The sequence below is a fragment of the Sphingomonas sp. 3-13AW genome (assembly GCF_049311085.1).
In the GTDB taxonomy this organism is placed as follows: Bacteria; Pseudomonadota; Alphaproteobacteria; order Sphingomonadales; family Sphingomonadaceae; genus Sphingomonas.
In genome coordinates, this window is the sequence record NZ_JASNVZ010000037.1 from 1 (window position 1) to 24327 (window position 24327).

26 protein-coding genes and 1 pseudogene are annotated in these 24327 nt (G+C 68.6%); 9 read left to right on the forward strand and 18 right to left on the reverse strand.

Annotated features, from left to right (window positions below):
- A pseudogene (locus QP045_RS20540) lies at positions 1–463 on the forward strand (hypothetical protein); the annotation flags it as partial.
- On the opposite strand, the gene lexA reads toward QP045_RS20540, so the two are convergent.
- The 6 genes from lexA to QP045_RS20570 are packed head-to-tail and all read right to left on the reverse strand — an operon-like array spanning position 457 to position 5183.
- Complete coding sequence (gene lexA / locus QP045_RS20545; protein ID WP_422516873.1) at positions 457–1134, reverse strand: transcriptional repressor LexA; 678 nt, start codon at positions 1132–1134, stop codon at positions 457–459. The pseudogene QP045_RS20540 and the gene lexA sit on opposite strands and share 7 nt — an antisense overlap.
- A gap of 54 nt (positions 1135–1188) precedes the next feature.
- The gene (locus tag QP045_RS20550) at positions 1189–2367 is read right to left on the reverse strand and encodes a molybdopterin molybdotransferase MoeA (protein ID WP_422516874.1); all 1179 of its coding nucleotides are present in this window, start codon (positions 2365–2367) and stop codon (positions 1189–1191) included.
- On the reverse strand, positions 2364–2831 hold the full coding sequence (gene moaC / locus QP045_RS20555) for a cyclic pyranopterin monophosphate synthase MoaC (protein ID WP_422516875.1): 468 nt from the start codon (positions 2829–2831) through the stop codon (positions 2364–2366). Before moaC ends, QP045_RS20550 begins: the two co-directional genes overlap by 4 nt.
- Positions 2828–3607: an indole-3-glycerol phosphate synthase TrpC gene (gene trpC, locus QP045_RS20560; RefSeq protein WP_422516876.1), complete on the reverse strand. Its 780-nt coding sequence runs from the start codon at positions 3605–3607 to the stop codon at positions 2828–2830. The genes moaC and trpC overlap by 4 nt, the downstream gene beginning before the upstream one ends.
- Positions 3604–4599, reverse strand: a complete 996-nt coding sequence (trpD, locus tag QP045_RS20565) for an anthranilate phosphoribosyltransferase (protein ID WP_422516877.1) — start codon at positions 4597–4599, stop codon at positions 3604–3606. The genes trpC and trpD overlap by 4 nt, the downstream gene beginning before the upstream one ends.
- Positions 4596–5183 carry an anthranilate synthase component II gene (locus QP045_RS20570; RefSeq protein WP_422516878.1) on the reverse strand — a complete coding sequence of 196 codons (588 nt, stop codon included), beginning with the start codon at positions 5181–5183 and terminating at the stop codon, positions 4596–4598. Before QP045_RS20570 ends, trpD begins: the two co-directional genes overlap by 4 nt.
- Before the next feature lie 90 nt (positions 5184–5273).
- On the opposite strand from QP045_RS20570, the gene QP045_RS20575 reads away from it, so the two are divergent.
- Positions 5274–5690, forward strand: coding sequence for a hypothetical protein (locus tag QP045_RS20575; RefSeq protein WP_422516879.1), 417 nt, complete (start codon positions 5274–5276; stop codon positions 5688–5690).
- A gap of 43 nt (positions 5691–5733) precedes the next feature.
- Here the strand turns inward: QP045_RS20575 and trpE are convergent, their stop codons facing one another.
- Entirely contained in the window at positions 5734–7233 is a 1500-nt protein-coding gene (trpE, locus tag QP045_RS20580) for an anthranilate synthase component I (RefSeq protein ID WP_422516896.1), read from the reverse strand.
- 20 nt (positions 7234–7253) lie between these two features.
- Entirely contained in the window at positions 7254–9197 is a 1944-nt protein-coding gene (locus QP045_RS20585) for a peptidyl-prolyl cis-trans isomerase (RefSeq protein WP_422516880.1), read from the reverse strand.
- A gap of 127 nt (positions 9198–9324) precedes the next feature.
- Between QP045_RS20585 and tpiA the strand changes: the two genes are divergently transcribed.
- On the forward strand, positions 9325–10074 hold the full coding sequence (gene tpiA / locus QP045_RS20590) for a triose-phosphate isomerase (protein ID WP_422516881.1): 750 nt from the start codon (positions 9325–9327) through the stop codon (positions 10072–10074).
- Between the two features lie 87 nt (positions 10075–10161).
- On the opposite strand, the gene QP045_RS20595 is transcribed toward tpiA, so the two are convergent.
- The 7 genes from QP045_RS20595 to serS form a co-directional block, all read right to left on the reverse strand.
- Positions 10162–11196: a choice-of-anchor A family protein gene (locus QP045_RS20595; protein ID WP_422516882.1), complete on the reverse strand. Its 1035-nt coding sequence runs from the start codon at positions 11194–11196 to the stop codon at positions 10162–10164.
- Positions 11197–11300: 104 nt separating this feature from the next.
- On the reverse strand, positions 11301–12695 hold the full coding sequence (locus tag QP045_RS20600; protein ID WP_422516883.1) for a leucyl aminopeptidase family protein: 1395 nt from the start codon (positions 12693–12695) through the stop codon (positions 11301–11303).
- Positions 12696–12805: 110 nt separating this feature from the next.
- Entirely contained in the window at positions 12806–14155 is a 1350-nt protein-coding gene (gene rimO, locus QP045_RS20605) for a 30S ribosomal protein S12 methylthiotransferase RimO (RefSeq protein WP_422516884.1), read from the reverse strand.
- A gap of 73 nt (positions 14156–14228) precedes the next feature.
- On the reverse strand, positions 14229–14585 hold the full coding sequence (locus tag QP045_RS20610) for a DMT family protein (RefSeq protein ID WP_422516885.1): 357 nt from the start codon (positions 14583–14585) through the stop codon (positions 14229–14231).
- Positions 14586–15629, reverse strand: coding sequence for a potassium channel family protein (locus QP045_RS20615; protein ID WP_422516886.1), 1044 nt, complete (start codon positions 15627–15629; stop codon positions 14586–14588).
- Positions 15626–16708, reverse strand: a complete 1083-nt coding sequence (locus QP045_RS20620; protein ID WP_422516887.1) for a peptidoglycan DD-metalloendopeptidase family protein — start codon at positions 16706–16708, stop codon at positions 15626–15628. Before QP045_RS20620 ends, QP045_RS20615 begins: the two co-directional genes overlap by 4 nt.
- A 65-nt stretch (positions 16709–16773) precedes the next feature.
- Positions 16774–18054, reverse strand: a complete 1281-nt coding sequence (serS, locus tag QP045_RS20625) for a serine--tRNA ligase (RefSeq protein ID WP_422516888.1) — start codon at positions 18052–18054, stop codon at positions 16774–16776.
- Between the two features lie 112 nt (positions 18055–18166).
- Between serS and QP045_RS20630 the strand changes: the two genes are divergently transcribed.
- The 4 genes from QP045_RS20630 to QP045_RS20645 all read left to right on the forward strand — a co-directional run bounded on the left by QP045_RS20630 (position 18167) and on the right by QP045_RS20645 (position 20946).
- Entirely contained in the window at positions 18167–18682 is a 516-nt protein-coding gene (locus tag QP045_RS20630) for a host attachment family protein (RefSeq protein ID WP_422516889.1), read from the forward strand.
- 235 nt (positions 18683–18917) lie between these two features.
- Entirely contained in the window at positions 18918–19304 is a 387-nt protein-coding gene (locus tag QP045_RS20635; RefSeq protein WP_422516890.1) for a hypothetical protein, read from the forward strand.
- Positions 19305–20155: 851 nt separating this feature from the next.
- Entirely contained in the window at positions 20156–20521 is a 366-nt protein-coding gene (gene dksA, locus QP045_RS20640) for an RNA polymerase-binding protein DksA (RefSeq protein ID WP_422516897.1), read from the forward strand.
- A gap of 140 nt (positions 20522–20661) precedes the next feature.
- A complete protein-coding gene (locus QP045_RS20645; protein ID WP_422516898.1) occupies positions 20662–20946 on the forward strand; it encodes a PilZ domain-containing protein in 285 nt (94 codons plus the stop codon).
- 99 nt (positions 20947–21045) lie between these two features.
- Here the strand turns inward: QP045_RS20645 and QP045_RS20650 are convergent, their stop codons facing one another.
- Positions 21046–21201, reverse strand: a complete 156-nt coding sequence (locus QP045_RS20650; RefSeq protein ID WP_422516891.1) for a YdcH family protein — start codon at positions 21199–21201, stop codon at positions 21046–21048.
- 150 nt (positions 21202–21351) lie between these two features.
- Between QP045_RS20650 and QP045_RS20655 the strand changes: the two genes are divergently transcribed.
- Together QP045_RS20655 and QP045_RS20660 are read left to right on the forward strand one after the other, a co-directional pair.
- Positions 21352–21549 (forward strand): YdcH family protein, encoded by a 198-nt coding sequence (locus QP045_RS20655; RefSeq protein WP_422516892.1) that lies wholly within the window; start codon positions 21352–21354, stop codon positions 21547–21549.
- A gap of 78 nt (positions 21550–21627) precedes the next feature.
- Entirely contained in the window at positions 21628–22083 is a 456-nt protein-coding gene (locus QP045_RS20660; protein ID WP_422516893.1) for a DUF1465 family protein, read from the forward strand.
- 15 nt (positions 22084–22098) lie between these two features.
- Here the strand turns inward: QP045_RS20660 and QP045_RS20665 are convergent, their stop codons facing one another.
- Both QP045_RS20665 and QP045_RS20670 read right to left on the reverse strand, forming a co-directional pair.
- Positions 22099–23451 carry an Nramp family divalent metal transporter gene (locus QP045_RS20665; protein ID WP_422516894.1) on the reverse strand — a complete coding sequence of 451 codons (1353 nt, stop codon included), beginning with the start codon at positions 23449–23451 and terminating at the stop codon, positions 22099–22101.
- Between the two features lie 40 nt (positions 23452–23491).
- Positions 23492–24327, reverse strand: an 836-nt coding sequence (locus QP045_RS20670) for a ferritin-like domain-containing protein (RefSeq protein WP_422516895.1), incomplete at its 5' end; no start/stop codon positions are given.

Consider the following 24327-nt stretch of genomic DNA (forward strand, 5'->3'; position numbering starts at 1 on the left):
GGATTATGTCCGCGACACCCTGGGGGAGGGCGGCGGCGTCGAGGGCGACCTTCCGCCGCTGGCGGAGCAGACCAATGCCCGCTGCACTGCCGACGCCTGCCTCGTCGATCTCGCTGCGGACGGCCGCAACTGGCGCATTCTCGCGACGCGCAGCGGCTATCTGCTACCGGCAGGCGAGCTTATTGCCGCCTGTGCCGATGCCGACATCGTGGTGAGCGAGCGCCGCCTGCCGCGCGGTTGTGCGCCGCGCTGGTTGCGGCTCGATCGGCCGGCGCTGGCGAAGACCGGCGGGGTGGCGATCCGCTTCGACCCGGCCGAGGTGCGCCGCGTTCGGGCTGCGGGCGACCGCCACCCCTGGATCAGTCCGCCCACCACGCCGCCGGTCGCGGACCGGTGGCCGAAGCGACAGCGTGGAGGAAGGCCCGGCGATCAGGAGCGCCGGGGCCCGCCCGCCACTCAGTAGCGGCGGAGCAGTCCGGCGAGCTTGCCCTGCACGCGAACCTGATCCGGGTGATAGCGCTGCGGGTCGTAGCTGCGGTTCGCCGGGTCGAGCCGGATCATCGCGCCCTCCCGCCGGAAATATTTGAGCGTCGCCTCATTCTCTTCGATCAGCGCCACCACGATCTCGCCGTCGCGGGCAGCGTCGGTGCGGCGCACCAGCGCATAATCGCCATCGAGAATGCCGGCCTCGACCATCGAGTCCCCGGACACCTCCAGCGCATAATGCTCGCCCGAGCCCAGCAGTGCTGCCGGCACGGAAATCATCTGCTGGCCTTCCATCGCCTCGATCGGAACGCCGGCGGCGATCCGGCCGTGCAGCGGGATCTCGATCACGTCGTTGGCGGGCGCGGGCGGCGTCGACGGCGCGGCGGTGCGCGGCGTGGTGGCGCGGGCGGGGGTCGTCTTTGCAGCCTCGGGCCGGTCCGGCATGCGCAGCACTTCGAGCGCGCGGGCGCGGTTCGGCAGGCGGCGGATGAACTGACGTTCCTCGAGCGCGCTGATCAGGCGGTGGACGCCCGACTTCGACTTGAGGTCGAGGGCTTCCTTCATCTCCTCGAACGAGGGGGACACGCCGGTTTCCTTCAACCGGTCGTCAATGAAGCAGATAAGCTCGTGCTGCTTGCGCGTGAGCATGCGGTCCTCCCTCGGAACAGACGCGGAACCTTTAGGAAACGCGAAAGCCCCCTGTCAACCGATATCGAGGATTTCCACCGAGTCGCCGGGTTCCGCGGCGGCAGCATGGGGTGCGCGCACGATCAGGCAGTCGGCCCGCGCCAGCGTACGCAGCATCGAGCTGTCCTGCGCGGCGGCGGGAAACGCCAGCCCATCACGAAGCGTCCCCCGCAGATGATCGGCGCGGCGATCGTTCGCCGGGAGCGCCGCACCGAGCCGCACGCTGCGCCGCCGGGGCAGCGGATCGGCCGCGCCGCTCAGGCGGCGCACCAGCGGCAGCAGGAACAGGGTCGCGGTGACGAATGCGGAGACCGGGTTCCCCGGCAGGCCGAGCACGACCGTGTTCCCCAGGGTGCCGGCCATCATCGGCTTGCCCGGGCGCATCGCGATCCGCCAGAAATCGATCGCGCCGCCCGCCGCCTCCAGCGCGGGGCGGACCAGGTCGTGATCGCCCACAGATGCGCCGCCGGTCGTCACCAGTACGTCGGCCTCGACCGCGGCAAAGGCGGCCGTCAGCACGTCCAGGTCGTCGGGAAGGATGCCGAGGTCGATGCGCTCCACCGGCAGGCCGGCGAGCAATCCCGTCAGCATGACGCCATTCGATTCCGGCAGGCCCGCGTCCGGCGCGGACCCTGCCGGCACCAGCTCGTCGCCGGTCGCCGCGATCGCGACCCGCACCGGGCGGCGCACCGGCACGGCGCCATGGCCGCCGACCGCCAGCAGGGCCGCCGCCGCCGCCGTGATCGGGCTGCCCTGCGGCACCAGCACGTCGCCGGCGCTGAAATCTAGCCCGGCCGCGCGCACGCTGCTGCCGCGCCGGGGCGGCCCTTCGCCGGCGAGCATCAGCCGCGCACCGTCGCGCGCCGCCTCTTCCTGTACCAGCACGCTGTCGGCGCCTTCGGGAAGTGCCGCACCGGTGAAGATCCGTGTCGCCTGACCCGGGCCCATGCTGCCGGTGAAGGGCCGGCCGGCGGCGGACTCACCGATCACCTCCCACGGCCCCGGCAGGTCGTCGAAGCGGATGGCATAGCCGTCCATCGAGGAGAGCGCCCGCTCGGGCTGGGTGCGCAGCGCCCGGATATCGGCCGCGGCCCAGCGTCCCAGCGCCTGGGCGATCGGCACCGTCTCCACCGCCACGGGCGGCGCCAGCGCGAGCACCCGCGCCTGCGCCTCGGCGAGCGGCAGCAGGCTCACGCCCGCCAGTCACCCGATTTGCCGCCCGACTTGGCGAGCAGCCGGACCCCGTCGATCACCATGCCGCGATCGAGCGCCTTGGCCATGTCATAGACGGTGAGCAGCGCGACCGAGACCGCCGTCAGCGCCTCCATCTCGACGCCGGTCTTGCCGTCCGTCGCGCAAACCGCGGTGGCGACGATGCCGTCCTCGTCGATCGACAGGTCCAGCGCCACACGGGTCAGGGGCAGGGGGTGGCACAGCGGGATGAGGTCGCTGGTGCGCTTGGCCGCCATGATCCCGGCGACCCGCGCCACCGCGAGCACATCGCCCTTCTTGACCAGCCCGTGGCGGATCGCGGTGAGGGCATCGTGCGACATGGTGATGCGGCCGGTGGCGGTCGCCTCCCGCGCGGTCACCGCCTTGTCGCCGACGTCGACCATGCGGGCGTGGCCGTCCGCGTCGAGGTGGGTGAGGCCGGTCATTGCGTCAGCGCGCGGGTGGCGGCCTCGACATCCTGCTGCCGCATCAGCGCCTCGCCGATCAGGAAACAGTGGATGCCGTGCTCGGCCATCGCGTCGAGGTCGGCGCGCCCGGTCAGGCCGCTTTCCGCGACGAAGGTGCAGTCGGCGGGGGCATGGGAGACGAGCTCATAGGTCCGCTCGAAATTGACCGAAAAGTCGCGCAGGTCGCGGTTGTTCACGCCGATCAGGCGGGTCTTGAGCTTCAGCGCGCGTTCCAGCTCGGGGAAATCATGGACCTCCACCAGCACGTCCAGTCCGCGCTCCAGCGCCGCCGCCTCGATCTCGGCCATCTGGCGATCTTCCAGCGCTGCCACGATCAGTAGGATCGCGTCGGCACCCAGCGCCCGCGTCTCGGCCGCCTGCCACGGATCGATGGTGAAGTCCTTGCGCAGGACTGGCAGGTCGCACGCTGCGCGCGCCGCCACCAGATAGTCGTCGGAGCCCTGGAAATATTCCTCGTCGGTCAGCACCGACAGGCACGCCGCGCCGCCCGCCTGATAGGCCCGCGCATGGGCGGGCGGATCGAAATCGGCGCGGATCAGGCCCTTCGACGGGCTCGCCTTCTTGATCTCGGCGATGACGGCGTGGCCCTGCCTGGCGTCGAGCGCGGCGCGAAAGCCGCGCGGCGGCGTCTGCAGGCTGGCGCGCCGGTCGAGTTCCTGCACGCCGGCCACGCTCTTGCGGGCCGCGACTTCGACGCGCTTGGTCTCGAGGATCTTTGAAAGCATCGTGCTCATGAATAGGCAATCCATGCGTCGAGGAGGCGCCGGGCGGCACCGGAATCGATCGTGTTCGCGGCCAGGACGGCGCCCTCCGTCAGGTCGGGCACCTTGTCGGCGATGACCAGCGCGGCGGCGGCGTTCAGCAGCACCGCGTCGCGATAGGCGCTTTCCTCGCCCGCCAGCAATCGCCGCAGGGCAAGCGCATTATGCGCCGGATCGCCCCCGCGGATGGCATCGAGAGGGCTGGCCGGCAGGCCCGCGTCGGCGGGCGTGATCCGATCGGGAAGCGCGACCGATCCGATCCGCACGACCAGGGTCGGGCCGGCGATCGAGATCTCGTCCAGTTCTTCCTCGCCCGCGATGACCGCGGCAGAGGTGGCGCCCAGGCCTTCGAGCGCCTCTGCATAGAGCGGCGCATAGTCCGGGCGGGCGATGCCGATCAGCTGCCGTTCGACATGCGCCGGGTTGGCAAGCGGACCCATCAGGTTGAAGATCGTGCGCCGGCCGATCTTCTGGCGCAGCGGCTGGATGCGGCGCATCGCCGGATGGTGGTTGCCGGCAAACAGGAACGCGATGCCGATGTCGGCCAGCGTCTGCTCCGCCATCGCGCCCGCGCGCGCCATGTCCAGGCCCAGCGCCTCCAGCGTGTCGGCAGCGCCCGCCTTGCTCGATGCGGCGCGGTTGCCGTGCTTGGCGACCGGCACGCCCGTCGCCGCGACCACCAGGCTGACCGCGGTCGAGACGTTGAGCGTGTGGTGGCCGTCGCCGCCGGTGCCGCAGACGTCGATCGCGCCGGGCGGGGCGTCGATCGGCACCATGCGCGACCGCATCGCCCGCGCGGCCTCGGCGATCTCAATGCTGGTTTCGCCGCGCTCGGTGAGGCCGATGAGGAAGGCGATGATCGCCTCTTCCGATGCCTTGCCGTCGAGGATCGCGGCGAACGCTTCCGCTGCGCTTTCATGCGACAGCGGCGATTCGGTCGAGGGCAGCAACACGGTCGTCGTCATGCCGCGCGCCTGCTGGGCGAGAGGCCGACGATCCGCAGCCAGTTGGCCAGCATGTCGTGGCCGTGCTCGGTGGCGATGCTCTCCGGGTGGAACTGCACGCCGTGGATCGGCAGGCTCGCGTGGCGCACGCCCATGACGGTCGCGTCGCTCGCGGTGCAGTTGACCACCAGCGAATCGGGCACGTCGGTGACGATCAGCGAGTGATAGCGGGTGGCGGTGAACGGGCTGGGCAGCCCTTCAAACAATCCCGTCCCGTCATGCTCCACGGGCGAGGTCTTGCCGTGCATCAGCCCGCCGCGCACGACCTTGCCACCGAAATGCTGCCCGATCGCCTGATGGCCCAGGCACACGCCCAAGAGGGGCCGCCCCGCCTCCGCACAGGCGGCAACCAGGTCGAGCGAGACGCCTGCCTCGTTCGGGGTGCAGGGCCCCGGCGAGATCAGGAAACCGGCGGCATTGCTCGCCAGCGCGTCAGCAGCGGTGAGCGCGTCGTTGCGGACGACCTGCACCGGTGCGCCCAGCTCCATGAGGTAATGGACCAGGTTCCAGGTGAAGCTGTCGTAATTGTCGATGACAAGGATCATCACTTTGCCATAGCGCCGCCGCAGTCTGGCGCAACGTTGCGCTGGGCTCGTTCGTTGATTGCCCGCTTGTTTTGCGTTCAGGAGGTTTGCATGGTTCGTTGGATTCTCGCGGCGACGCTGGTCGCGTCCCCGGCCGTGGCCCAGCAAGCCGAAACGACCAGCAATGCGCCGCCGCAGCGCACCCGCAGCGTCACCGTCTATGGCCAGGAGGAATGCCCCAAGCCGGAGACGGAGAATGAGGTGGTGGTCTGCGCCCGCAAGGACGAGAGCGAGCGCTTCCGCATCCCCAGCGAGCTGCGCAATCCGCCCTCGCAGGAGGCTGCGGCCCAGGCTTGGCCGAACCGGGTGGAGACGATGATGCAGGTCAACCGCGTCGGCCTGCCCAACAGCTGCTCGCCCGTCGGGACCGGAGGCCAGACCGGCTGCACGCAGGAGATGCTGCGGAAGTGGTATCTAGAGCGAAAGGCGATGCAGCAGGCCGGTCAGTTCCCGCGCCAGGGCGACTGATCGGGCGGGCTGAGGGGCGTTCGCGCCCCTCGGCGCCCTGCAGCTATTGCCCGAAGCGGGGGCTGCTCGCCTGGGCGATCGCTTCCCGCGCGGCGGCCAGCAGCGCGCTCGCCTTGGCCTCGCACTCGCGCTGCTCATAATCGGCATTGCTGTCCGCGACGATGCCGGCCCCGGCCTGGACGTGCATGGTGCCGTCCTTCACCACCGCCGTGCGCAGGACGATGCACGAATCCATCGACCCGTCGGGCGAGAAATAGCCGACGCCGCCCGCGTAGGCGCCGCGCGTCTCCTGCTCCAGCTCGGCGATCACCTGGCAGGCGCGCACCTTGGGCGCGCCGCTGACGGTGCCGGCGGGGAAGCCCGCGAACAGCGCGTCGATCGCATCGTGATCGGACGAGAGCCGGCCGACCACGTTCGACACGATGTGCATGACGTGGCTGTAGAACTCGATCCCATAGCTGTCGGTGACATGGACGCTGCCGGCCTCGGCCACGCGGCCGACGTCGTTGCGACCCAGGTCGAGCAGCATCAGGTGCTCGGCCCGCTCCTTGGGATCGGCGAGCAGGCTCGCGCGGTTCTCGGCGTCCTGCACGGCGGTGGCGCCGCGCGGGCGGGTGCCGGCGATCGGGCGGATGGTGACTTCGCCGTCGCGCACCCGAACCAGGATCTCCGGGCTCGACCCGATCAGCGCAAAGCCGGGCAGGTCGAGGTGATAGAGGAAGGGTGACGGGTTGATCCGCCGCAGCGCGCGATACAGCTCGAACGGCGGTAGCGTGAAGGGCGCGGTGAACCGCTGGGCCAGCACCACCTGGAAGATGTCGCCCGCGCTGATATATTCCTTCGCGCTCGCCACCATCTCGGCATAGCGGCCGGGCGCGAGCACGGGGGTGAGGGCGATCTCCTGCGGCTCCTGCCGGGCAGGTTCGGGCAGCGGCGTGCGGGCAAGCCGCGCGGCCACGTCCTCGATCCGGCCGGCGGCAGCCGCGATGGCGGCATCCGCTTCACCCGCGCCGGGCCAGACCGGGGCCACCAGGAACAGCGCATCCGAAAGGCGGTCGAACACCATCAGCAGGGTCGGCCGCACGAACATCATGTCGGGCAGGTCGAGCGGGTTGGCCGGCGGCCGGTCGAGCTTTTCGACCAGCCCGATCGTTTCATACCCGAAATAGCCGACCAGACAGGCGAGCGCGCGCGGCAGCGCCTCCGGCACGTCCATCCGGCACGACGCGACCAGCGCGCGCAGCGCCTGCAGCGTGGGTGCCTCGCACGGTTCGAAGGCGTCGCGATCGGCCAGCCAGCGGCGGTTGATCGCCGCCTCGCTGCCGCGGGCGCGGAACACCAGGTCGGGCGCGAGCCCGATCAGGCTGTGCCGCCCGCGCACCGATCCGCCCTCGACCGATTCGAGCAGGAAGTCGCCACGACCCGGCTCGATCAGCTTGAGCGCGGCCGCGACCGGCGTCTCGGTGTCGGCCACCAGCCGCTGCCACAGCAGCGCCGGGCTGCCGGCGGCGAGCGCCGCCTGCGCCCTTTCACGTCCCTCGATCACGGTTCGGTTCCCTGGCGTCAGTCGGCCGCGCCGCCCTGGCCGGCCAGCGTCGAGCGGACGCGGGCGACGGCGGCGCCGTTGGTGGTGATGCCCACCGAACGGCGCACCGCCTCGGCGAACTGCTCGGCATATTCGTTGCCGACACCCTGGGCGAGGCCGGCGCGCGCGGCGCTGACCGCACGCTTGTCGCCGCTCGCGTTGCCGGGCGTGATGCTGTCGAGATACACCACGAACCAGCCACCGTTGCCCGGTGCCGCGATCAGCCGCGCCTTCTTGGGCGACATCGCGAACATCAGCTCGACCGGCGGCGGCACCTGGCCCTGCTGCGCGGCAAGCTGCGCGCGGGTGGCGCTGAGCGCCGTCGGTGCCGGCACGCGGACGCCCGACGCCGCCACCGCCTGGGCGAGCGGCATGCCGCCGCTCACCTTGGCGAGGATGTCGGCGGCGACCTTGCGGGCGGCCTGCTGGGCGCGCTCGGCCAAAAACGCCTTCTGCACCTCGTCGCGGACCTGCGCGAGCGGGCGGGGGGCGGCCGGGATCACCCGGTCGAGGCCGACGATGGCAAAGCTGCCGTCTTCCTCGATCTGGACGATCTGCGGCGCGTCACCCTGCTCGGCGCCGAAGCCCGCCTCGATCACCCGCGTGAGCGCCGGATCGGCCGGGGCGTCGGGCTGGTCGGGGTTGATGCCCGATGCCGTCACCGGCGCCGTGCTCTTGGCCTCCAGCTTCGCCTCGCTCACCACCTCGTCAAAGGTCGAGCCGTCGCTGATGGCGTTGTCGATCCGCTCCTGCGCGGCATTGACGGCGCTGGCGGCCTTGCTGCGGCCGAGCTCTGCGACGAGCTCGGGACGCGCCTGCTCCAGCGTCTTGCCGGCAACGGTGTTGACCTTTTCGACGCGCAGCACGTGCCAGCCGAGCGGCGAGCGGACCGGGCCCACGACCGCACCTTCGCTCGCAGCGAAGGCGGCATCGGCGATCGCGGCAGAGGTCTGTGCACTCAGCGCGGCCTTGTCGAGGTCGCTGAAGTTCGCGGCATCCAGGCCCGCGGCGCGAGCGGCCGCGTCGATGGCGGTGCCGGCCTTGACCTTGGCGGCGAGCTGGTTGGCGGCGTTCTGGTCGGCCAGCACCACCTGGCGAACCGTGCGGCGCTCGGCGGCGGCAAAGCGGCTGCCGGCGGCGCGATAGGCCTGAGCGATCTCTGCTTCGGTCGGGGTCGCCTGCGCGGCAAGCGTCGGTGCGCTGACCACGGCATAGCGGATCACGCGGCGCTCCGGCAGCGTGTAGCGTGCGCGGTTCTTGGTGTAGAAGGCGTTCAGTTCCGCGTCGCTCGGCGGGTTGCCCTGCGGCACCGCGGCGCTCGGGATCAGCACGATCTCACCCGCGCGCTTCTCCAGCATCAGCGAGGCATAGGGCAGGGCGAGCTGCTCGGGCATCTGGCTCGCGCCGACGGTCGGGCTGATCAGCCACTGGGTCAGCATGTCGCGGGCGATGCCGTCGCGCAGGCCGGCCGCGGTCATGCCGCGCTGGGCGATCGCGCGCTCGAAGGTTGCCTGGTCGAACTTGCCGTCGAAGCCCTGGAAAGCAGGGATGCTCGCGATCTGACCGTCGACCAGCTTCTTGTTGACGGCCATGCCGACCTTTTGGGCATATTTCTCGAGCGCGATCGAGGTGACCAAGCGCTGCAGCACATTCTCTATGCCGCCGGCCGCCACATATTGGGCGATGTCGACGTTCGGATTGCGCTGGCGGACGACCTGCACTTCCTGCTGCACTTCCTTGGTCAGCTCGGTGTCGTGCACCGACGTGCCGCCGACCTTGGCGACGACGTCGCTGGAGGCGCCGGCCGGGCGCAGCCCGGTGATGTCGCCGGCGGCGAAGGCCAGCGCGATAACGACCAGGAACGCGAGCGCGATCCCCTTGCCGAGGGTCGAGTTGAGAAGACGCCTGACAAATGAGAGCATCGAAGAGCTACCGATCCTGCCGGAATAAGAGAGAACGCGTCGCTTTAGGGCGCAGTCCGCGCGGCTTCAAGCTTGTGCAGGACGCTGGGGTTGGTATCGCCTGCGGCAAGCGAAGAAGGAGATTGGCGTGACGCGACGCAAGCTGGTGGCCGGCAACTGGAAAATGCATGGGATGCGTGCCCAGCTGAAGGAAATCGCAGCGATCGAGGAGGCCGCGGCCGCACATCCGCAGGTCGACGTGACCCTGTGCGTTCCGGCAACGCTGATCGCGGCGGCCGTGGACCATGCGAACGCGGTTCGGATCGGCGCACAGGACTGCCACGAGAATGAGCACGGCCCCCACACGGGCTGCGTCTCGGCGGCGATGCTGGTGGAGGCGGGGGCGCAGACGGTCATCGTCGGCCATTCCGAGCGCCGCGCCGACCAGAACGAAACCAGCCACGATGCCTGGGCCAAGGCCGCTGCAGCCCGCAAGCAGGGCATGCACGTGATCCTGTGCGTGGGTGAGACCGAGGCCGAACGCAACGCCGGCCGGGCCGAGCGGGTGGTTCAGGCGCAGATCGAGAAATCGGTGCCCGAGGATGCCGACGGCGACTGGTTCACGCTTTCCTACGAACCGCGCTGGGCGATCGGCACCGGCCGTACCCCGACGCCCGAGGAGATAGCGACGATCCACGCCATCGCCCGCGCCAAGCTGCGCATGATGGTGGGCGATGCCGCCGATCGCATCCGCATCCTCTATGGCGGTTCGGTGACCGGGGCCAACGCGCCGGCGATCCTGGCGATCGACAATGTCGACGGCGCGCTCGTTGGGGGCGCGAGCCTGACCGCGGAAAAGTTCGTGCCGATTATCGAGGCGGCCGCCGCCGCAGCCTGAGCAGCGCGCGGGGACTGCCCGGTACCGTACCCCGGCCAAGGCGGGGTACGGTCGGGATAGCGGATAAAGCCCCCGCCTGGCGCAGGGTCAGGCGGCGAGAACCCGGCGGCGGCGCACCAGCAGCAGGGCGCCCAGCGCCAGGCCGGCCAGCATCAGCGCCCAGGTGCCGGGCTCCGGCACCGGCGTCGGCGTCCCCGGCGTGGTCGGGGGCGTTGGCGTATAGCCGCCGGTATAGGTGCCCAGGTGGAACTCGCCGTTCTGCACCAGGCTGCCGAACACGGCCGAACCCTGGATGTAATTGCCGGTGTTGGCCGCAGCTCCCGGCGCCAGCACCGATCCGCCCCAGGCGGTGGTCAGCGACAAGCTTGTCGCATCGGCGAAGTTCCAGATGACATGCTCGCCAAGGCCCTGGGTGCCGCCCAGGAAATTGTCGTTCAGCACGATGTTCGTGCCGCTGACATTAACGATCGCGGTGTCGGCGCCGTTCAGGTTGAACTGGATCTCGCCGATGCGGTTCAGGTCGCTGCTGGTGATGTTGAACACCGCCACGCCCTTGGCATCCGGCTGAGCATTGAACGTGCCGCGATTGCCGGAAACGGTAAGCGTGCTGTTCGACGTGAGCTTGTTCATGCCCTGCGACAGGTCGGTCATGCCGCTCGACAACAGGCTCTTCTGCTGCTGCAGCCCGTCCAGGAAGCCCGCGTTCGCGGCCAGGCCCGAATTCACCGTGTTCTGGTTGACGTTGGTGTTGGCAATGGTGCCGCCGACCTTCACCGTCTGCGGACCGCCGTTCAGGTTGAAGCCGCTGGAGACGTTGCCGCCGACCACCGCGCCCGACGCGTTGTTGAGGTTCTTGGCACCACCGGTCACGTTGCCGACCACGGTCAGGCCCGGCGTGTCATAGCTGGACGGCGCCGGCGTCCTGATCTGGTAGTTGGACGAATTGCCGTCGAGATTGCCGCCGACGAAGGTGCGCCCCTCCACCTCGGAACTGGAGGTGAGATCCCCCAGCACGATGAGGTTCCATTCCCTCAGCGCGTCGACACCGACAACCGGCGACGCCGCTGCGGGAAGGGCAAGGATCGTGGCCGACATTGCGGCGGCGAGCAGGCGCATTTTCATGCCGGGTGCCTAGCTGCTTCGTCCCCGCGGCACACGGGGAGAATTGCCGCCACCTGTCCCAAAATATGCCGGGGGGCGCCTCCGCCCGCCCCCGGCCGGTCCCGTCAGCGGGTGCCGTAGCGCTGGCGCAGCACGGCCCAGGCGGCGCGCAGGCCATAGGCATCGCCGCCCTTTGGCCGCCCGGGCTTGGGCGACGGACGCCAGGCAAAGGTGTCGAGGTGCGCCCAGGCGATCTCGGCCGGCACGAACCGGCGCAGGAACAGGGCGGCGGTGATCGCCCCGGCAAAGCCCCCTTCCGGCGCGTTCACCATGTCGGCGACGTTCGACTTGAGCATGTCGTCATATGCGTCCCACAGCGGCAGCCGCCACAGCGGGTCGCCCTCCGCCGTGGCGCAGGCGAGCAGGTCGGCGGCCAGTTCCTCGTCATTGGCAAAGGTCGCGGGCAGGTCGGGGCCGAGCGCCACCCGCGCCGCGCCGGTCAGCGTCGCGAAGTCGAGGATCAGCTCGGGCTCCGCTTCGACCGCGCGGGTGAGCGCGTCGCCCAGGACCAGGCGGCCTTCGGCATCGGTATTGGTGTTCTCGACCGTGATCCCCTTGCGGGTGGCGAGCACGTCGCCAGGGCGAAAGGCATTGCCGGCGATGGCGTTCTCCACGGCCGGGATCAGCAGGTGCAGCCGCACCGGCAACCGCGACTCGACCACCAGCGTGGCGAGCGCCAGCGCATGCGCAGCGCCGCCCATGTCCTTCTTCATCAGGGCCATGCCGCCGCCGGTCTTGATGTTCAGCCCGCCCGAATCGAAGCACACGCCCTTGCCGACGATCGTGACGCGGGGGTGGGCGGGGTTGCCCCATTCCAGCTCGATCAGGCGCGGCTCGCGACCGGCGCCTGCGGCCTTTCCTACCGTGTGGATCATGGGGTAGCCCCGTTCCAGATCGGCACCCTTGGTCACCGTCAGCGTGGCGCCGTGGGCGGCGGCGAGGGTCGCGGCCTGCGCTTCCAGCTCGGCGGGGCCGAGGTCGCTGGCGCCGGTATCGACGAGGTCGCGCACCAAAAGCGTGGCCGCGGCCTGCCGGGTGATGTCGGCGACTCGGGCGGGGTCGCTGGTCAGGAGGACGCGGGGCCCCTCGGCGCCCTCGTCCTTGCGATAGCGGGTGAAGCGGTGCTGGGCGACCAGCCAGCCGAACGCCGCCGGGCCGGGTTCGCCGCTCGCCAGGCGATAGCTGCCCGCCGGCAGCACCTCGGCCAGCTTGGCGAGGCACCAGGGGGAGAGTTGCTGGGTGTTTGCGACGATGCTGACCACGGACCAGTCCTCGGCACCCTCGCCGGGCAGGATCGCGTGCGCGTAGCCGGTCGCCTTCAGCTTCTGCGCGGCGATCGCGGTGCGGTGGCGCGGCGGCTGCTGGCCGAGCCAGGCGTCGAAGCCGGCCGGGTCGACAAGGTGGATGGTGCGCGCGGCCTGGCCGCGATCGGGCTGAAGCAGGGAGGAGAGTTCGGACATGGCCGGGATCTAGGCCCTGGCAGGGGCAAGCGAAAGGGTCGGCCTCGCACCGTTGCCACGCAGTGCGCGGCGCCGGTTCTTGGCCTCACCTTAGCCTCACCTTCCGATCCTCAGCGGGCGACGGGGACCCCGTACAGGTCGTGCTCGTCCGCGTCCTCGACCAGCACGGGGACGATGTCGCCCTGTGTCAGATGGCCGGAGTCGCGCAGGAACACTTCGCCGTCGATGCCCGGAGCGTCCGCCTGCGAACGGCCGGTGGCGCCACCCTCGGCATCGACGTCGTCGATGATGACCGGGATGGTGCGGCCGACCTTCGCCTGCAGCTTGGCCGCAGAGATCGCGGCGGTCTTTTCCATCAGGCGGGTGTAGCGCTCTTCCTTCACTTCCTCCGGCACCGGGTCCGGAAGCGTGTTGGCAGCGGCGCCCTCGACCGGCTCGAAACGGAACGCGCCGACGCGGTCGAGCTGCGCCTCGTCCAGCCAGTCGAGGAGATACTGGAAGTCCTCCTCGGTCTCGCCGGGGAAGCCCACCACGAAGGACGAGCGGATCGCGATGTCGGGGCAGACCGCGCGCCAGCCGCGCAGCCGCTCGAGCACCTTGGCGTCGTTGGCCGGGCGCTTCATCGCGCGCAGCACCTTGGGGCTGGCATGCTGGAAGGGAATGTCGAGGTAGGGGACGATCAGCCCCTGCGCCATCAGCGGGATGACGTGGTCGACATGGGGGTAGGGGTAGACATAGTGCAGCCGCACCCACACCGGCTGGTCGGACGTGCCGAGCTTGCCGAGTTCGCGGGCAAGGTCGGTCATGTGCGGGCGGACTTCGGCGCCCTTCCACATGCGCGGCTGGTCGCGGATGTCGATGCCGTAGGCGGAGGTGTCCTGGCTGATGACCAGCAGCTCGCGCGTGCCGGCGGCGACCAGCTTCTCCGCCTCGCGCAGGATCGCATCGGGCCGGCGCGAGGCGAGGTCGCCGCGGATCGCCGGGATGATGCAGAAGGAGCAGCGGTGGTTGCAGCCCTCCGAGATCTTCAGATAGCTGTAGTGGCGCGGCGTGAGCTTCAGCCCCGCCTCCGGCACCAGGTCGACGAAGGGGGAGGGGATCGGCGGCGCCGCCTCGTGCACGGCTTCGACCACCGACTCATATTGGTGGGCGCCGGTGATCGCGAGGACGTTGGGGAAGCGGGCGCGGATCGCCGCGGCCTCGTCGCCCATGCAGCCGGTGACGATGACGCGGCCGTTCTCGGCGATGGCTTCGCCGATCGCCTCAAGGCTCTCTTCCTTGGCGGAGTCGAGGAAGCCGCAGGTGTTGACGAGCACGACGTCCGCGCCGGCATAGTCCGGCGAGAGGCCGTAGCCGTCGCTACGCAGCTTGGTGAGGATCCGTTCGCTGTCGACGAGGTTCTTCGGACAGCCGAGCGAGACCATTCCCACTTTCGGGGCTTCGGGAAGTCTGGTTGCCATGATCGCCGGGCGAGATAGTCATTTCTCGCGAAAAAGATAGGGGCAGGGGGCGTTGCCGGCGTCCGCGTGCCGCTCAGCTGGTGGGCGCGCGGAACACGAACCAGGCGCCCAGCGCGATCAGGGCAAAGCCGATCAGGTGGTTCACCGTGATCTTCTGGCCCAGGTAGAGCACGGAGAAGGCACAAAAGATCGCCAGCGTGATGACTTCCTGCATCGCCTTCAGCTGGGCGGCCGAATAGACCTGCGCCCCGATCCGGTTGGCGGGCACGGCCAGGCAATATTCGAAAAAGGCGATGCCCCAGCTGCCCAGGATGATCAGCAGCATCGGCGCGCTGCGGACCTTCAGATGCCCGTACCAGGCAAAGGTCATGAACAGGTTGGAGCAGACCAGCAGCAGGATCGGCACGATCCGCGTCGCGGCATCGGACATTTAAGTACGCCTCGGCCGCGGGGGCGGCGCGGGATTGGGAACGATCTCTACGATGACGTCGCCGCTTTCCAGGGAGGCAGCCTCGGGCGAGGCGAAGCTGAAGAAGCGCTCGCCGCGATACACCCGCACGCCAAGGCCTGTCGTGATGGCGGACAGCGGCTTGCCCAGCTCCTCCGGCAGGACAGCGCGTTCGGACAGCGCGATCGGTCCGCCGATCGAGGCGAGGTCGACCATATACTCGGCCATGTGGATGCCGCGGCAGGAGCCGGCGAGCAGCAGTCCGGCAAAGCTCACCGGGTTGATGACCGAGGTGGCACCCGCGGCGCGGGCCGGCAGTTCATTGTCCTCGGCCTTGACGATGACGCTGATCGGGACCGTGGGCGCAAGGTGGCGGGCGGTGAGGGTGATCAGGATCGAGGTGTCGTCGCGCCCGGCCGCCACGATCACGGTCTTGGCATTGGCGACGCGCACGTCCTGCAGGATCGTGTCCCGCGTGGCATCCGCCTGCAGCACGGTGCAGCCCAGCGCCTCCGCGGCCGCGATGTTGGCCTGGTCCCGGTCGATCACGACGATACGCTCGGGCGGCTCGCCCCGCGCGATCAGCTCGACCACCGCTTCCGACCCGGTCTTGCCAAAACCGGCGACGATCACATGCCCTTCGAGGTTCTTTTGAATGCGTGCCATCAGCCATCGGTCCCAGGTGCGTCGAAGCACGAATTGATAGGTGGTGCCGATGAACAGCAGCACCACGAACACGCGGATCGGCGTCACCACCAGCGCGTCGAACATCCGGGCGCGTTCCGATACCGGCGCGATATCGCCATAGCCCGTCGTGGTGATCGAGATCATCGTGAAATAGATGACGTCGAGGAAGCTGACCTTGCCGTCGTAATTGTCGCGCAGCCCGTTGCGGTCGAACCAGTGGACGCTGATCGCGAGCCCCAGCAGCGCCAGCACCGCGAGCACCCGCCACGCGATCTGCATCCACACCGGCGTCTGCGACGCCCGGCGGAGGGTGCGGTGGCTGGGGTCGCGCCGGCTCATCGCGATGGCAGCTTCGACAGCGGGTCGACGGGTGCCCGACCCTGGCGAATTTCGAAGTGAAGCTGCGGACGTGCGGCATAGCCGGTATCACCCGAGCGGGCGATCTGCTGGCCCCGCTTCACCGACTGGCCGCGCTGAACAAGCAACTCCTTTGCATGGCCGTAGACCGTCGTGAAGCGGTCGCCGTGACGCAGGATAACCACGCCACCCAGGCCGGGAACCCCGCTGCCTGCATAGGCGACCACGCCGTCTGCCGCTGCCAGCACGGGCGTGCCCGTCGGAACGCCGATCTTGATACCGTCATTGCGCTCGCCGCTTTCGCCGGCGCCGAAGCGCTTCACGACGCTGCCGTTGACGGGCCACTGGAACTGGCTCGTCAGGCGGGCAGGCGGCGCGACGGCGGCGCTCGGCGGGAGCACACGCTCCGAAGAGGCGGTGGCACGGGCGGGCTTGTCCTCCGGCTCGATCGCCGGCTCGCCGCCCGTCAGAATGTCGTCGATGTCGAGGCGGAAGGCCGCGGCGCGCTCTGCCACGCTCATCGTCGCCGTGGCGGCACCGCCCGGGATCAGGATGCGCTGCCCCGTGCGCAGGATGTACGGATCCTCCAGCCCGTTCGCCGAGACGATCTGCGACCAGGGCACACCATAGGCGCGCGCGATGGCAATGCCGGTCTGCCCCTCGCGCACCAGATGGTAGCGGCCCCCCGGGATGGTGAGCTTCTGCCCGGGATAGATGGTGAAGGGCGGCGCGAGGCCGTTGGCGCGCGCGATCGCTTCCGATCCCGCGCCGGTCTTGTTGCCGATGGCGCGCAGATTTTCTCCGCGCGCGACGATGTGCGTGCTCTGGGGGACGCTGCGCGCATCGGGCTGGACGCGGTTTACTTCCCAGGCGGGCGGCGCGGTCGGCGGAGCGGTGACGCCCTGAGCCTGTGGCTGCGCGCGGCCGCCGCGATCGTCGGGCGGGCCCGCGACCGTCTGAGAGGGGACGGCCTGACGTCCACTCTGGGGAATGCAGCCGGCGAGCAGTCCCACTGCCGCCAGTGGCAGCGCCCGGCGGTAGCAAGCGACTTGGCCGATCATGCTTCTCCCTTCACGATCCCGCCCTAACGGGCGACATCACAGCCGCGCCGTCAAGGCCGCCCAGTTCAGCGCGTCGGCGCCAGCGTCGCCAGCCCGCCCAGATAGGGCTGCAACACGTCCGGCACCCCGACGCTGCCATCGGCGTGCTGATAATTCTCCAGCACCGCCACCAGCGTCCGGCCGACCGCGAGGCCCGAGCCATTCAGCGTGTGGACGAAGCGGGTCGCCTTTTCCCCTTCCGGGCGGAAACGGGCGTTCATGCGCCGCGCCTGGAAATCGGTGCAGGTCGAGCAGCTGGAGATTTCACGATAGCGATCCTGGCCCGGCAACCACACCTCAAGATCGTAGGTGCGGGCGGCCGAGAAGCCCATGTCGCCGGTGCACAGCTTCATCCGGCGGAACGGCAGGCCGAGGCGGGTGAGGATGTCCTCGGCCGCGGCGGTCATCCGCTCATGCTCGGCCTCGGACTGTTCGGGCGTGGTGATGGAGACCATCTCCGCCTTCTCAAACTGGTGCTGGCGGATGAAGCCGCGGGTGTCGCGCCCTGCCGCGCCCGCCTCGGACCGGAAGCAGGCGGTGAGGGCGGTGAAGCGCAGCGGCAGTTCCGTCTCGCTCAGGATCTTGCCTGCGACGATGTTGGTCAGGCTGACCTCCGCGGTCGGGATCAGCCAGCGGCCGTCGGTGGTGCGGAACAGGTCTTCGGCGAACTTGGGGAGCTGGCCGGTGCCGAACACCGCCTCGTCGCGGACCAGCAGCGGCGGGACGACCTGTTCGAACCCGTGCGCGTCCGAAAGCGTGTCGAGCATGAATTGGCCAAGCGCCCGGTGCAGTCGCGCCGCGCCGCCCCGGATCAGTGTGAAGCGCGCGCCGGAGAGCGCTGCGCCGGTCTCGAAATCCAGGCCGATGGCGGGCCCGATCGCGTCATGCTCCCGCACCGCAAAGTCGAAGCTCGGGCGGGTGCCGCGCTCGTGCACCAGGAGATTGTCGTCTTCGTCGGCGCCCTCGGGCACGTCGGCGAGCGGCAGGTTGGGGATGGCGGCAAGGCGCCCGGTGAGGTCTTCTCCGACAGCACGCTCCTCGGCCTCAAGGGCCGGCATGCGCTCCTTGAGGACCGCGACCTCGGCCATCAGGGCGGAGGCGGTTTCCTCGTCGCGCTTTGCCTTGGCGGCGCCGATCGCCTTCGACGCCTCGTTGCGGCGCGCCTGGCCCTGCTGGAGCTCGGTCACGAGCGCACGCCGGCGCTCGTCCAAGGCCACCAGTTCGGCCGATGCCGCTGGCAGGCCACGGCGGGCGAGCGCTGCGTCAAAGGCTGCGGGATCGTCGCGGATCAAACGAATGTCGTGCATGGCCGCGGCTATGGCGGGGCTGCCCGCGACGTGCAAGCCGCAACACCGGGACCGAAACCTGTGCGGCGACCAATGCGTTGGGCCTGCAACTGGAACGAGAGGAGACCCTTCCATGCTGATCCCCCACGACGCCTTCGTGCTCGTCGCCGACGGACGCAAGATGTTGTTCCTGCGCAATGAGGGCGACGCGGTGCAGCTGAACCTGCAGGTCGAGGCAAAGGAGATCCATCCGAACCCCAAGGACAGCGACCAGAAGACGGACGCATCCGGCCAGGCGTCTTCCACGCAGAGCGGTGCCAATGCACCTGCGGTGGCGCAGGGCGGGTCGATGCACGCTCGCGGCGGCGGCGCGCAGTTCGCGCCAGCGCGCGGGACGTTTGAGGAAACCGACTTCCACCAGCTTGAGGAAGATCGATTCGCGGCGGAAACCGCGGAGATGCTGCGCAAGCGCGCGCTGAACAACGATTTCAAGGCGCTGGTCGTGATCGCGCCGCCGCGGACGCTCGGCGAGCTGCGCAAGAAATATCACAAGGAAGTGAGCAGCCGGATCATCGGTGAGCTGGACAAGGACCTGACAGGCCATCCCGTCGACGAGATCGAGCGGCTGCTCCAGGATATCGAGGTCTAAGGCAGCCCGCCTTCCTCATGGAAAGGGCCGCGCGAATGAATCGCGCGGCCCCTTTTTTTGCGCCTTCGGTGCCGGTCAGGCCTGTTTCGTGCCCGCGAAGCGTCGGCGCGCAACCAGCGCGACGGCTGCACCGCCGAACAGGAGCAGCATCGGCGGGGCCGGCACCGGAGCCGGTGGACCCGGCGGGCCGGGTGGGTGGCCATGCGAACTGCCGGAGCTGGATGAACTGGAGGAGGTGGAGCTGGACGTCGACGTCGAGCTCGACGTCGAGGATGAAGTGGAGGTCGAGGAGCCACCGCTACTGGTGGAGGTCGAGGAACCGCCAGTGGAAGTCGACGTGGACGACCCGCCCGTAGAGGTCGAGGAGCCTCCGGTCGAGGTCGAGGTCGACGACCCGCCCGTGGAAGTCGAAGAGCCGCCGGTGGAAGTCGACGAGGCGCCCGAGGACGTGGAGGACCCACCCGTCGACGTCGAGGAGCCGCCAGTCGACGTGGACGACCCCCCAGTGGAGGTCGAGCCCCCGCTCGAGCTGGAACTGGTAGTCGAGGAGACCACAATCCCGCTCGATCCGCCGCTGCCGCCAAAGAAGCCGCCGCCACCGCCGAAGAAGCCGCCCCCGTAGAAGCCGCCGCCGCTGGTGCCGCCGACGACGACCGGAACGCTGCTCCCGCCGCTGGACGCGACGGGAACATCGCCGCTGGAGCCGACATAGGCGGGAGGTGGCGCGATGGGTTCGGGTGCGCCGGCTACGGTCACGATGGGCGGCGGGCAGGCCGCTGCCTCGACGAGCGGCGTGCGAAGCAGCCGCTTGCTCGGCCGCGGAACATCCTGACGGGCGACCTGCCTTTTTGCGACGATGCGCTTGGTGATGCCGTAGCTGGTCGGATTCTCGGCCACATGTACGGCGCCACCCCCCACCAACGCGCCGCCACAGGCGCATGCGCAGAGTTTCGCCAGGGCCATACGAACCGACATAGTGCCACTCTTCATCTTTTTGGCAGGAGTCGCGGTCATCGGATGACGACCGCCGCACGCACACGCACCGGGCTCAGCGCCTCGAGGGAGCGTCACCGGTTAACGCTTCTATAACCATAAGGTGGCCTAGAAACACGCCTTTCCAGGCTAGTGTGGAGTGCTGTGTCGTTATGGTACGCTCCATTCCGGCGGCTTGGGGTCAGGTGATCCCAGCGGCTTTTTGAAGTTGCGCGAAGATCTCTCGCAGAAAATCCCTATCGGATGTCTGGATAAATTGATGTTTTACGAGATGTTCTAGGCGCTTGTGGAGGTTTGTCCTTGCCAGTATAGGCGCGCCAGGCACAGGCGGTTCCCCCGCCAGTACGTTCGGGCGGGAGACCGGGGTGGAGAGTGGGGATGGCGAGTGTATTTGATTTGACCGGGCAAGCTGACACAGCGCCCACTGCGGCCAATGACGAGGCCGTGGACGGATATCGTCCCAGTGCGGACGAGCCGTTCATGAACCTGCGCCAGCAGGCATATTTCCGACAGAAGCTCCTTGCGTGGAAGGAAGCGATCCATCGCGAGGCCCAGGGAACGCTTTCCCAGTTGCAGGTAGACTCGCTTCGCGAGGCGGACCTCACCGATCGCGCATCCAGTGAGACCGACTGGTCGATCGAACTGCGGACCCGGGATCGCCAGCGCAAGCTGATCGCCAAGATCGACGCAGCGCTTCGCCGCATCGAAGACGGCGAATATGGCTATTGCGAAGTGACGGGCGAACCGATCTCGCTTGGCCGGCTGGAAGCCAGGCCGATCGCGACCATGACAGTGGAGGCACAGGAGCGCCACGAGCGGCAGGAGAAGGTCTCCCGCGAGGAGTAGCGCTTCGACGCACCGTTAACCCGGAGGTAAGGAGTTGCTGTTTTGGGGGCCTCCACACACCCGCGTCCGGAGTAAGTAGGATCAGCGAGAGTAATTTCCCCGAGGGACGCTACAAGCGATTGCGAGACCGCGACAGCTTGTTGCTCACCGCGACGCTGCGGCGGGTAGGGCGCGGGGACGCCGTACCGGTGCGTATCCGCAACCTTTCCGCGGGCGGCCTGATGGCGGAGCATGGACCGGTGTTGCCGGTCGGTGCCGAGGTGGAGATCGATCTTCGTGGGGTCGGGCAGGTTCGCGGCACCGTTGCCTGGTCTGCCGAAGGCCGGATTGGCGTCGCGTTCGTCGAGGAAATCGATCCCAAGGCCGTACGCAAGCCGGTGACCGTCCGCGCGCCCGAGGAAAAGCCGCTGAAACGGCCGCTTTGATGTACGGTCGCATCGGCTAACGCTCGCGCGGAATACGCCGTGCGGGGGGACGCTTCGGCCGGTTTAGGCGCGGATCGTTCCGACCCGCGCCCGACGCGGTTATTGGGCGGTCATCTCTTGCTTGATCTGCAGCTTGCGCTTCTTGAGCGTCGCGAGGGTCTCCCGATCCGGAGAGGGGCGGCGCGACTCGGCCAGGATCTGGGTATCGAGCAGTGCGTGCTTGGCCTCAAGAGCGGCAAGATGGGCAGTCTGCATGGATGCAATCCTCTGCTTTGGGTTAGGGGATGCTGATTAGAACACGCGATTCGACCGATGTCTCCCGCCGCGCAGGACGCTTTCGGTGCGCCGTGCGGAAAGTGCAGACGGAGCGTTGCACCGTTCATCGACACAGGCAATGGTTACCGGATGCAAGACCCCGAACTCACGACCCAGCTCGAGCAATTGCGTGTGGAGCACCGCGACCTCGACGACGCCATTGCCGCGCTGCTGCTCCAGGGGGGAGCCAACCAGTTGCAGATCGCGCGGCTGAAACGTCGCAAGCTGCGTCTGCGCGACGAGATCGCGATGCTGGAGGATCAGCTGATCCCCGACATTATCGCCTGATCCGGCCCGCGTTTCAGATCGGGACGGCCCGGATTCAGCGGTGTTCCGCGCTCTCGTCGCTTATGGCAAGCAGGGCGTATGGAACGGTTCGCTCCTCCGCTCGCACTGCATCACCGGCTGATCGGCCCTTTGCATGTCGAGGCGATGCTCCTGGCCGACGAGGCGCGGTCCTATTTCGGTTCGACGGGCAAGCGCGAGCGGGAACGACTCGCTCCGGCCGCGCGGGTCGCCTTTTCCTGTGAATCGCTCAAGCTGACGAGCCGGTTGATGCACGTCATCGGCTGGTTGTTGACGCAGCGCGCGCGGCAGGAGGGAGAGTTGGACGCCGATCCGAACCGCGCGCCCGCGCGAGGCCTGGGCGTCGCGCCCGAGACGGCCGAGGATGTGCTTGCCCTTCTTCCCGAAAGCGCGCGCACGCTGATCGACGCGAGCATCGACCTGTACCGCCGCGTCGAACGGCTGGAGCAGGCACGAGAGCCCGCGATACCGAGCCCTGCGCGATCGATGTTCGAGAGATTGTCGGCGAGCTTCTGAAGCGGCAGCGCCGGGCTACAGAAGCCCGGAAACCTGCCCCAGGAGTACGCAGTTGAGCACGATCACCGCGGCGCAGATCCCCCAGGCGGCGATCTTCATGACAGGGCCGTTGACGAAGCTGCCCATCAGCTTTCGATTGCTGGTGATCCGCACCAGCGGGTACACCGCGAACGGAAGCTGTAGGCTGAGCACCACCTGGCTCGCCAGCAGCAGCTGTGCGGTACCGCTCGCTCCGAACCAGGTGGCGGCGATGGCGGCCGGTACGATCGCGATCAGCCGGGTGATCAGGCGCCGCATCCAAACCGGCATCCGCAGGTCGAGGAAGCCCTCCATCACGATCTGGCCGGCAAGCGTCCCCGTGATTGTGGAGTTCTGCCCGGAGGCGAGCAGGGCGATCCCGAACAGGATGCTCGCTGCACCGGCGCCCAGCATCGGCGTCAGCAACTCATAGGCGTCCTGGATCTCGGCGACGTCGGTGCGGCCCGCGGTGTGGAAGGTCGCGGCCGCCAGCACCAGGATCGAGCCGTTGATGAACAGCGCGAGCATCAGCGCCACCGAACTGTCGATGGTGGCGAGCTTCACGGCTTCCCGTCGCCCTTCCAGCGAGCGGTCGAAGCGTCGGGTCTGGACGATCGAGGAGTGGAGATAGAGATTATGGGGCATCACCGTCGCCCCAAGGATCCCGATCGCGATGTAGAGCATCGCCGGGTTGGTGACGATCTCGGTCGACGGGATCAGGCCCGCGGCGATCCCGGCCAGGCTTGGCTGCGCCATGAAAAGCTCGGCCGCAAAACAGCCCGCGATGATGAGGAGCAGGGCGACGATGAACGCCTCCAGCTTTCGAAAGCCATATTGCTGGAGCAGCAGGATCAGCATGACGTCCACCGCGGTCAGGCAAACGCCAAGCGGCAGCGGTATTCCGAACAGCAATTGAAGGGCGATCGCTGTCCCGATCACCTCGGCGAGATCACAGGCGATGATCGCGAGTTCGCACAAGATCCAGAGGATCCAGCGGGTACCCGACGAATAATGCTCCCGGCACGCCTGCGCGAGATCCATCTCCGTGACGATGCCGAGCTTTGCCGACAGCGCCTGGAGGATCATCGCCATCATGTTCGAGATCAGGATGACCGACAGCAGCGTGTAGCCGAACGCCGATCCACCCGCGAGATCGGTGGCCCAGTTGCCCGGGTCCATGTAGCCGACGGCCACCAGATAGCCCGGGCCGGCGAATGCCCCCATCTTGCGCCAGAAGCGGCCGGCTCCTGACGGGACGCTGATGCTTCGGTTGGAGCCGGGAAGGCTGGGTGCGCGCGATGTACCCGTCCCCCCGACGAGTGGTGCGGAACTCGCCGGAGGAGGGGTCATCGGATCATCTTTCCTGGGCCGCAGCCAGCCATGTTGAAGATCAGGTGATGTTGCTCGAATTGACGATGCCGTTCACGCCGTTCGGGAAGAACCCACCGCTCTTCGCAGCCTTGTTGGTCAGGTAGAGGATGTTGAGCACCTGGTTCGGCGTACGGCCAAACACGATGCCCGTCGCGTCGGTCGGCACGATATTGGACGCGCCGTTCGCCAGCTTCACGCCCTGGTCGATATCGCCCGCGCCATCGAACACGTCGCGCGCGTTCGAAAGCTTCTCGGTCGCCTCGATCAGCGAGGGCATGTTCACGCCCTTGCGATAGAGAACCGTGCGGACGAGCCCGGCGTGATACGACTCCGCGGCCTGGATGCCGGCGGTCGCGTCGATGTAGCTGGTCGTGCGGAGGAAGCCGATCGCGCCCTTGTATGCCGTCACGCCGAGGTCTTCGAACAGGAAGGCGGCGAGGAGGAAGTTCTCGTCGTTCGCATAAGGGTCAAAGGTCTGGCCCTGCTCGATAAGACCGGCCGCAACCGCAGCCGTCGCAAAGGCGCCGGTCGCCGAGATGCTGAGGTCGATCACCGGCTGGGCGATCGTCGAGGTTGCACCGATCGTCCGGCGCAGGAATGCGACATGCCCGCGCTCGTCGGCGGCGATCTCCCGTGCATAGCGCTCCACCAGCGGATCGGTGAAGTTCACCTTGCGCCCGCCGGTTGCGGCGCCGGCGGTGCCGGTGCCCGAGAGCAGGTCCGCGGACAGCCCCGCGCCGGTCGCGGCAAAGGAATAGAACTGCGCCTCGAGATATTCGAGATTCAGTGCGAAGTTCAGGATGTCGACCTCGGTGACCGTGGTCGTTGCCGAGGGGGTCGGCGTGGGGGTCGGGG

Coding starts and splice junctions, on each gene's coding strand:
- QP045_RS20600 (WP_422516883.1), bottom strand. CDS start 12,695: ATGTCCGAACTCTCCTCCCTGCTTCAGCCCGATCGCGGCCAGGCCGCG.
- trpD (WP_422516877.1), bottom strand. CDS start 4,599: ATGACGACGACCGTGTTGCTGCCCTCGACCGAATCGCCGCTGTCGCAT.
- QP045_RS20630 (WP_422516889.1), top strand. CDS start 18,167: ATGCTGATCCCCCACGACGCCTTCGTGCTCGTCGCCGACGGACGCAAG.
- QP045_RS20665 (WP_422516894.1), bottom strand. CDS start 23,451: ATGACCCCTCCTCCGGCGAGTTCCGCACCACTCGTCGGGGGGACGGGT.
- QP045_RS20575 (WP_422516879.1), top strand. CDS start 5,274: ATGGTTCGTTGGATTCTCGCGGCGACGCTGGTCGCGTCCCCGGCCGTG.
- QP045_RS20595 (WP_422516882.1), bottom strand. CDS start 11,196: ATGAAAATGCGCCTGCTCGCCGCCGCAATGTCGGCCACGATCCTTGCC.
- QP045_RS20570 (WP_422516878.1), bottom strand. CDS start 5,183: ATGATCCTTGTCATCGACAATTACGACAGCTTCACCTGGAACCTGGTC.
- QP045_RS20620 (WP_422516887.1), bottom strand. CDS start 16,708: ATGATCGGCCAAGTCGCTTGCTACCGCCGGGCGCTGCCACTGGCGGCA.
- trpC (WP_422516876.1), bottom strand. CDS start 3,607: ATGAGCACGATGCTTTCAAAGATCCTCGAGACCAAGCGCGTCGAAGTC.
- QP045_RS20660 (WP_422516893.1), top strand. CDS start 21,628: ATGGAACGGTTCGCTCCTCCGCTCGCACTGCATCACCGGCTGATCGGC.
- serS (WP_422516888.1), bottom strand. CDS start 18,054: ATGCACGACATTCGTTTGATCCGCGACGATCCCGCAGCCTTTGACGCA.
- moaC (WP_422516875.1), bottom strand. CDS start 2,831: ATGACCGGCCTCACCCACCTCGACGCGGACGGCCACGCCCGCATGGTC.
- dksA (WP_422516897.1), top strand. CDS start 20,156: ATGAACCTGCGCCAGCAGGCATATTTCCGACAGAAGCTCCTTGCGTGG.
- QP045_RS20610 (WP_422516885.1), bottom strand. CDS start 14,585: ATGTCCGATGCCGCGACGCGGATCGTGCCGATCCTGCTGCTGGTCTGC.
- rimO (WP_422516884.1), bottom strand. CDS start 14,155: ATGGCAACCAGACTTCCCGAAGCCCCGAAAGTGGGAATGGTCTCGCTC.
- QP045_RS20615 (WP_422516886.1), bottom strand. CDS start 15,629: ATGAGCCGGCGCGACCCCAGCCACCGCACCCTCCGCCGGGCGTCGCAG.
- QP045_RS20655 (WP_422516892.1), top strand. CDS start 21,352: ATGCAAGACCCCGAACTCACGACCCAGCTCGAGCAATTGCGTGTGGAG.
- QP045_RS20650 (WP_422516891.1), bottom strand. CDS start 21,201: ATGCAGACTGCCCATCTTGCCGCTCTTGAGGCCAAGCACGCACTGCTC.
- lexA (WP_422516873.1), bottom strand. CDS start 1,134: ATGCTCACGCGCAAGCAGCACGAGCTTATCTGCTTCATTGACGACCGG.
- QP045_RS20585 (WP_422516880.1), bottom strand. CDS start 9,197: ATGCTCTCATTTGTCAGGCGTCTTCTCAACTCGACCCTCGGCAAGGGG.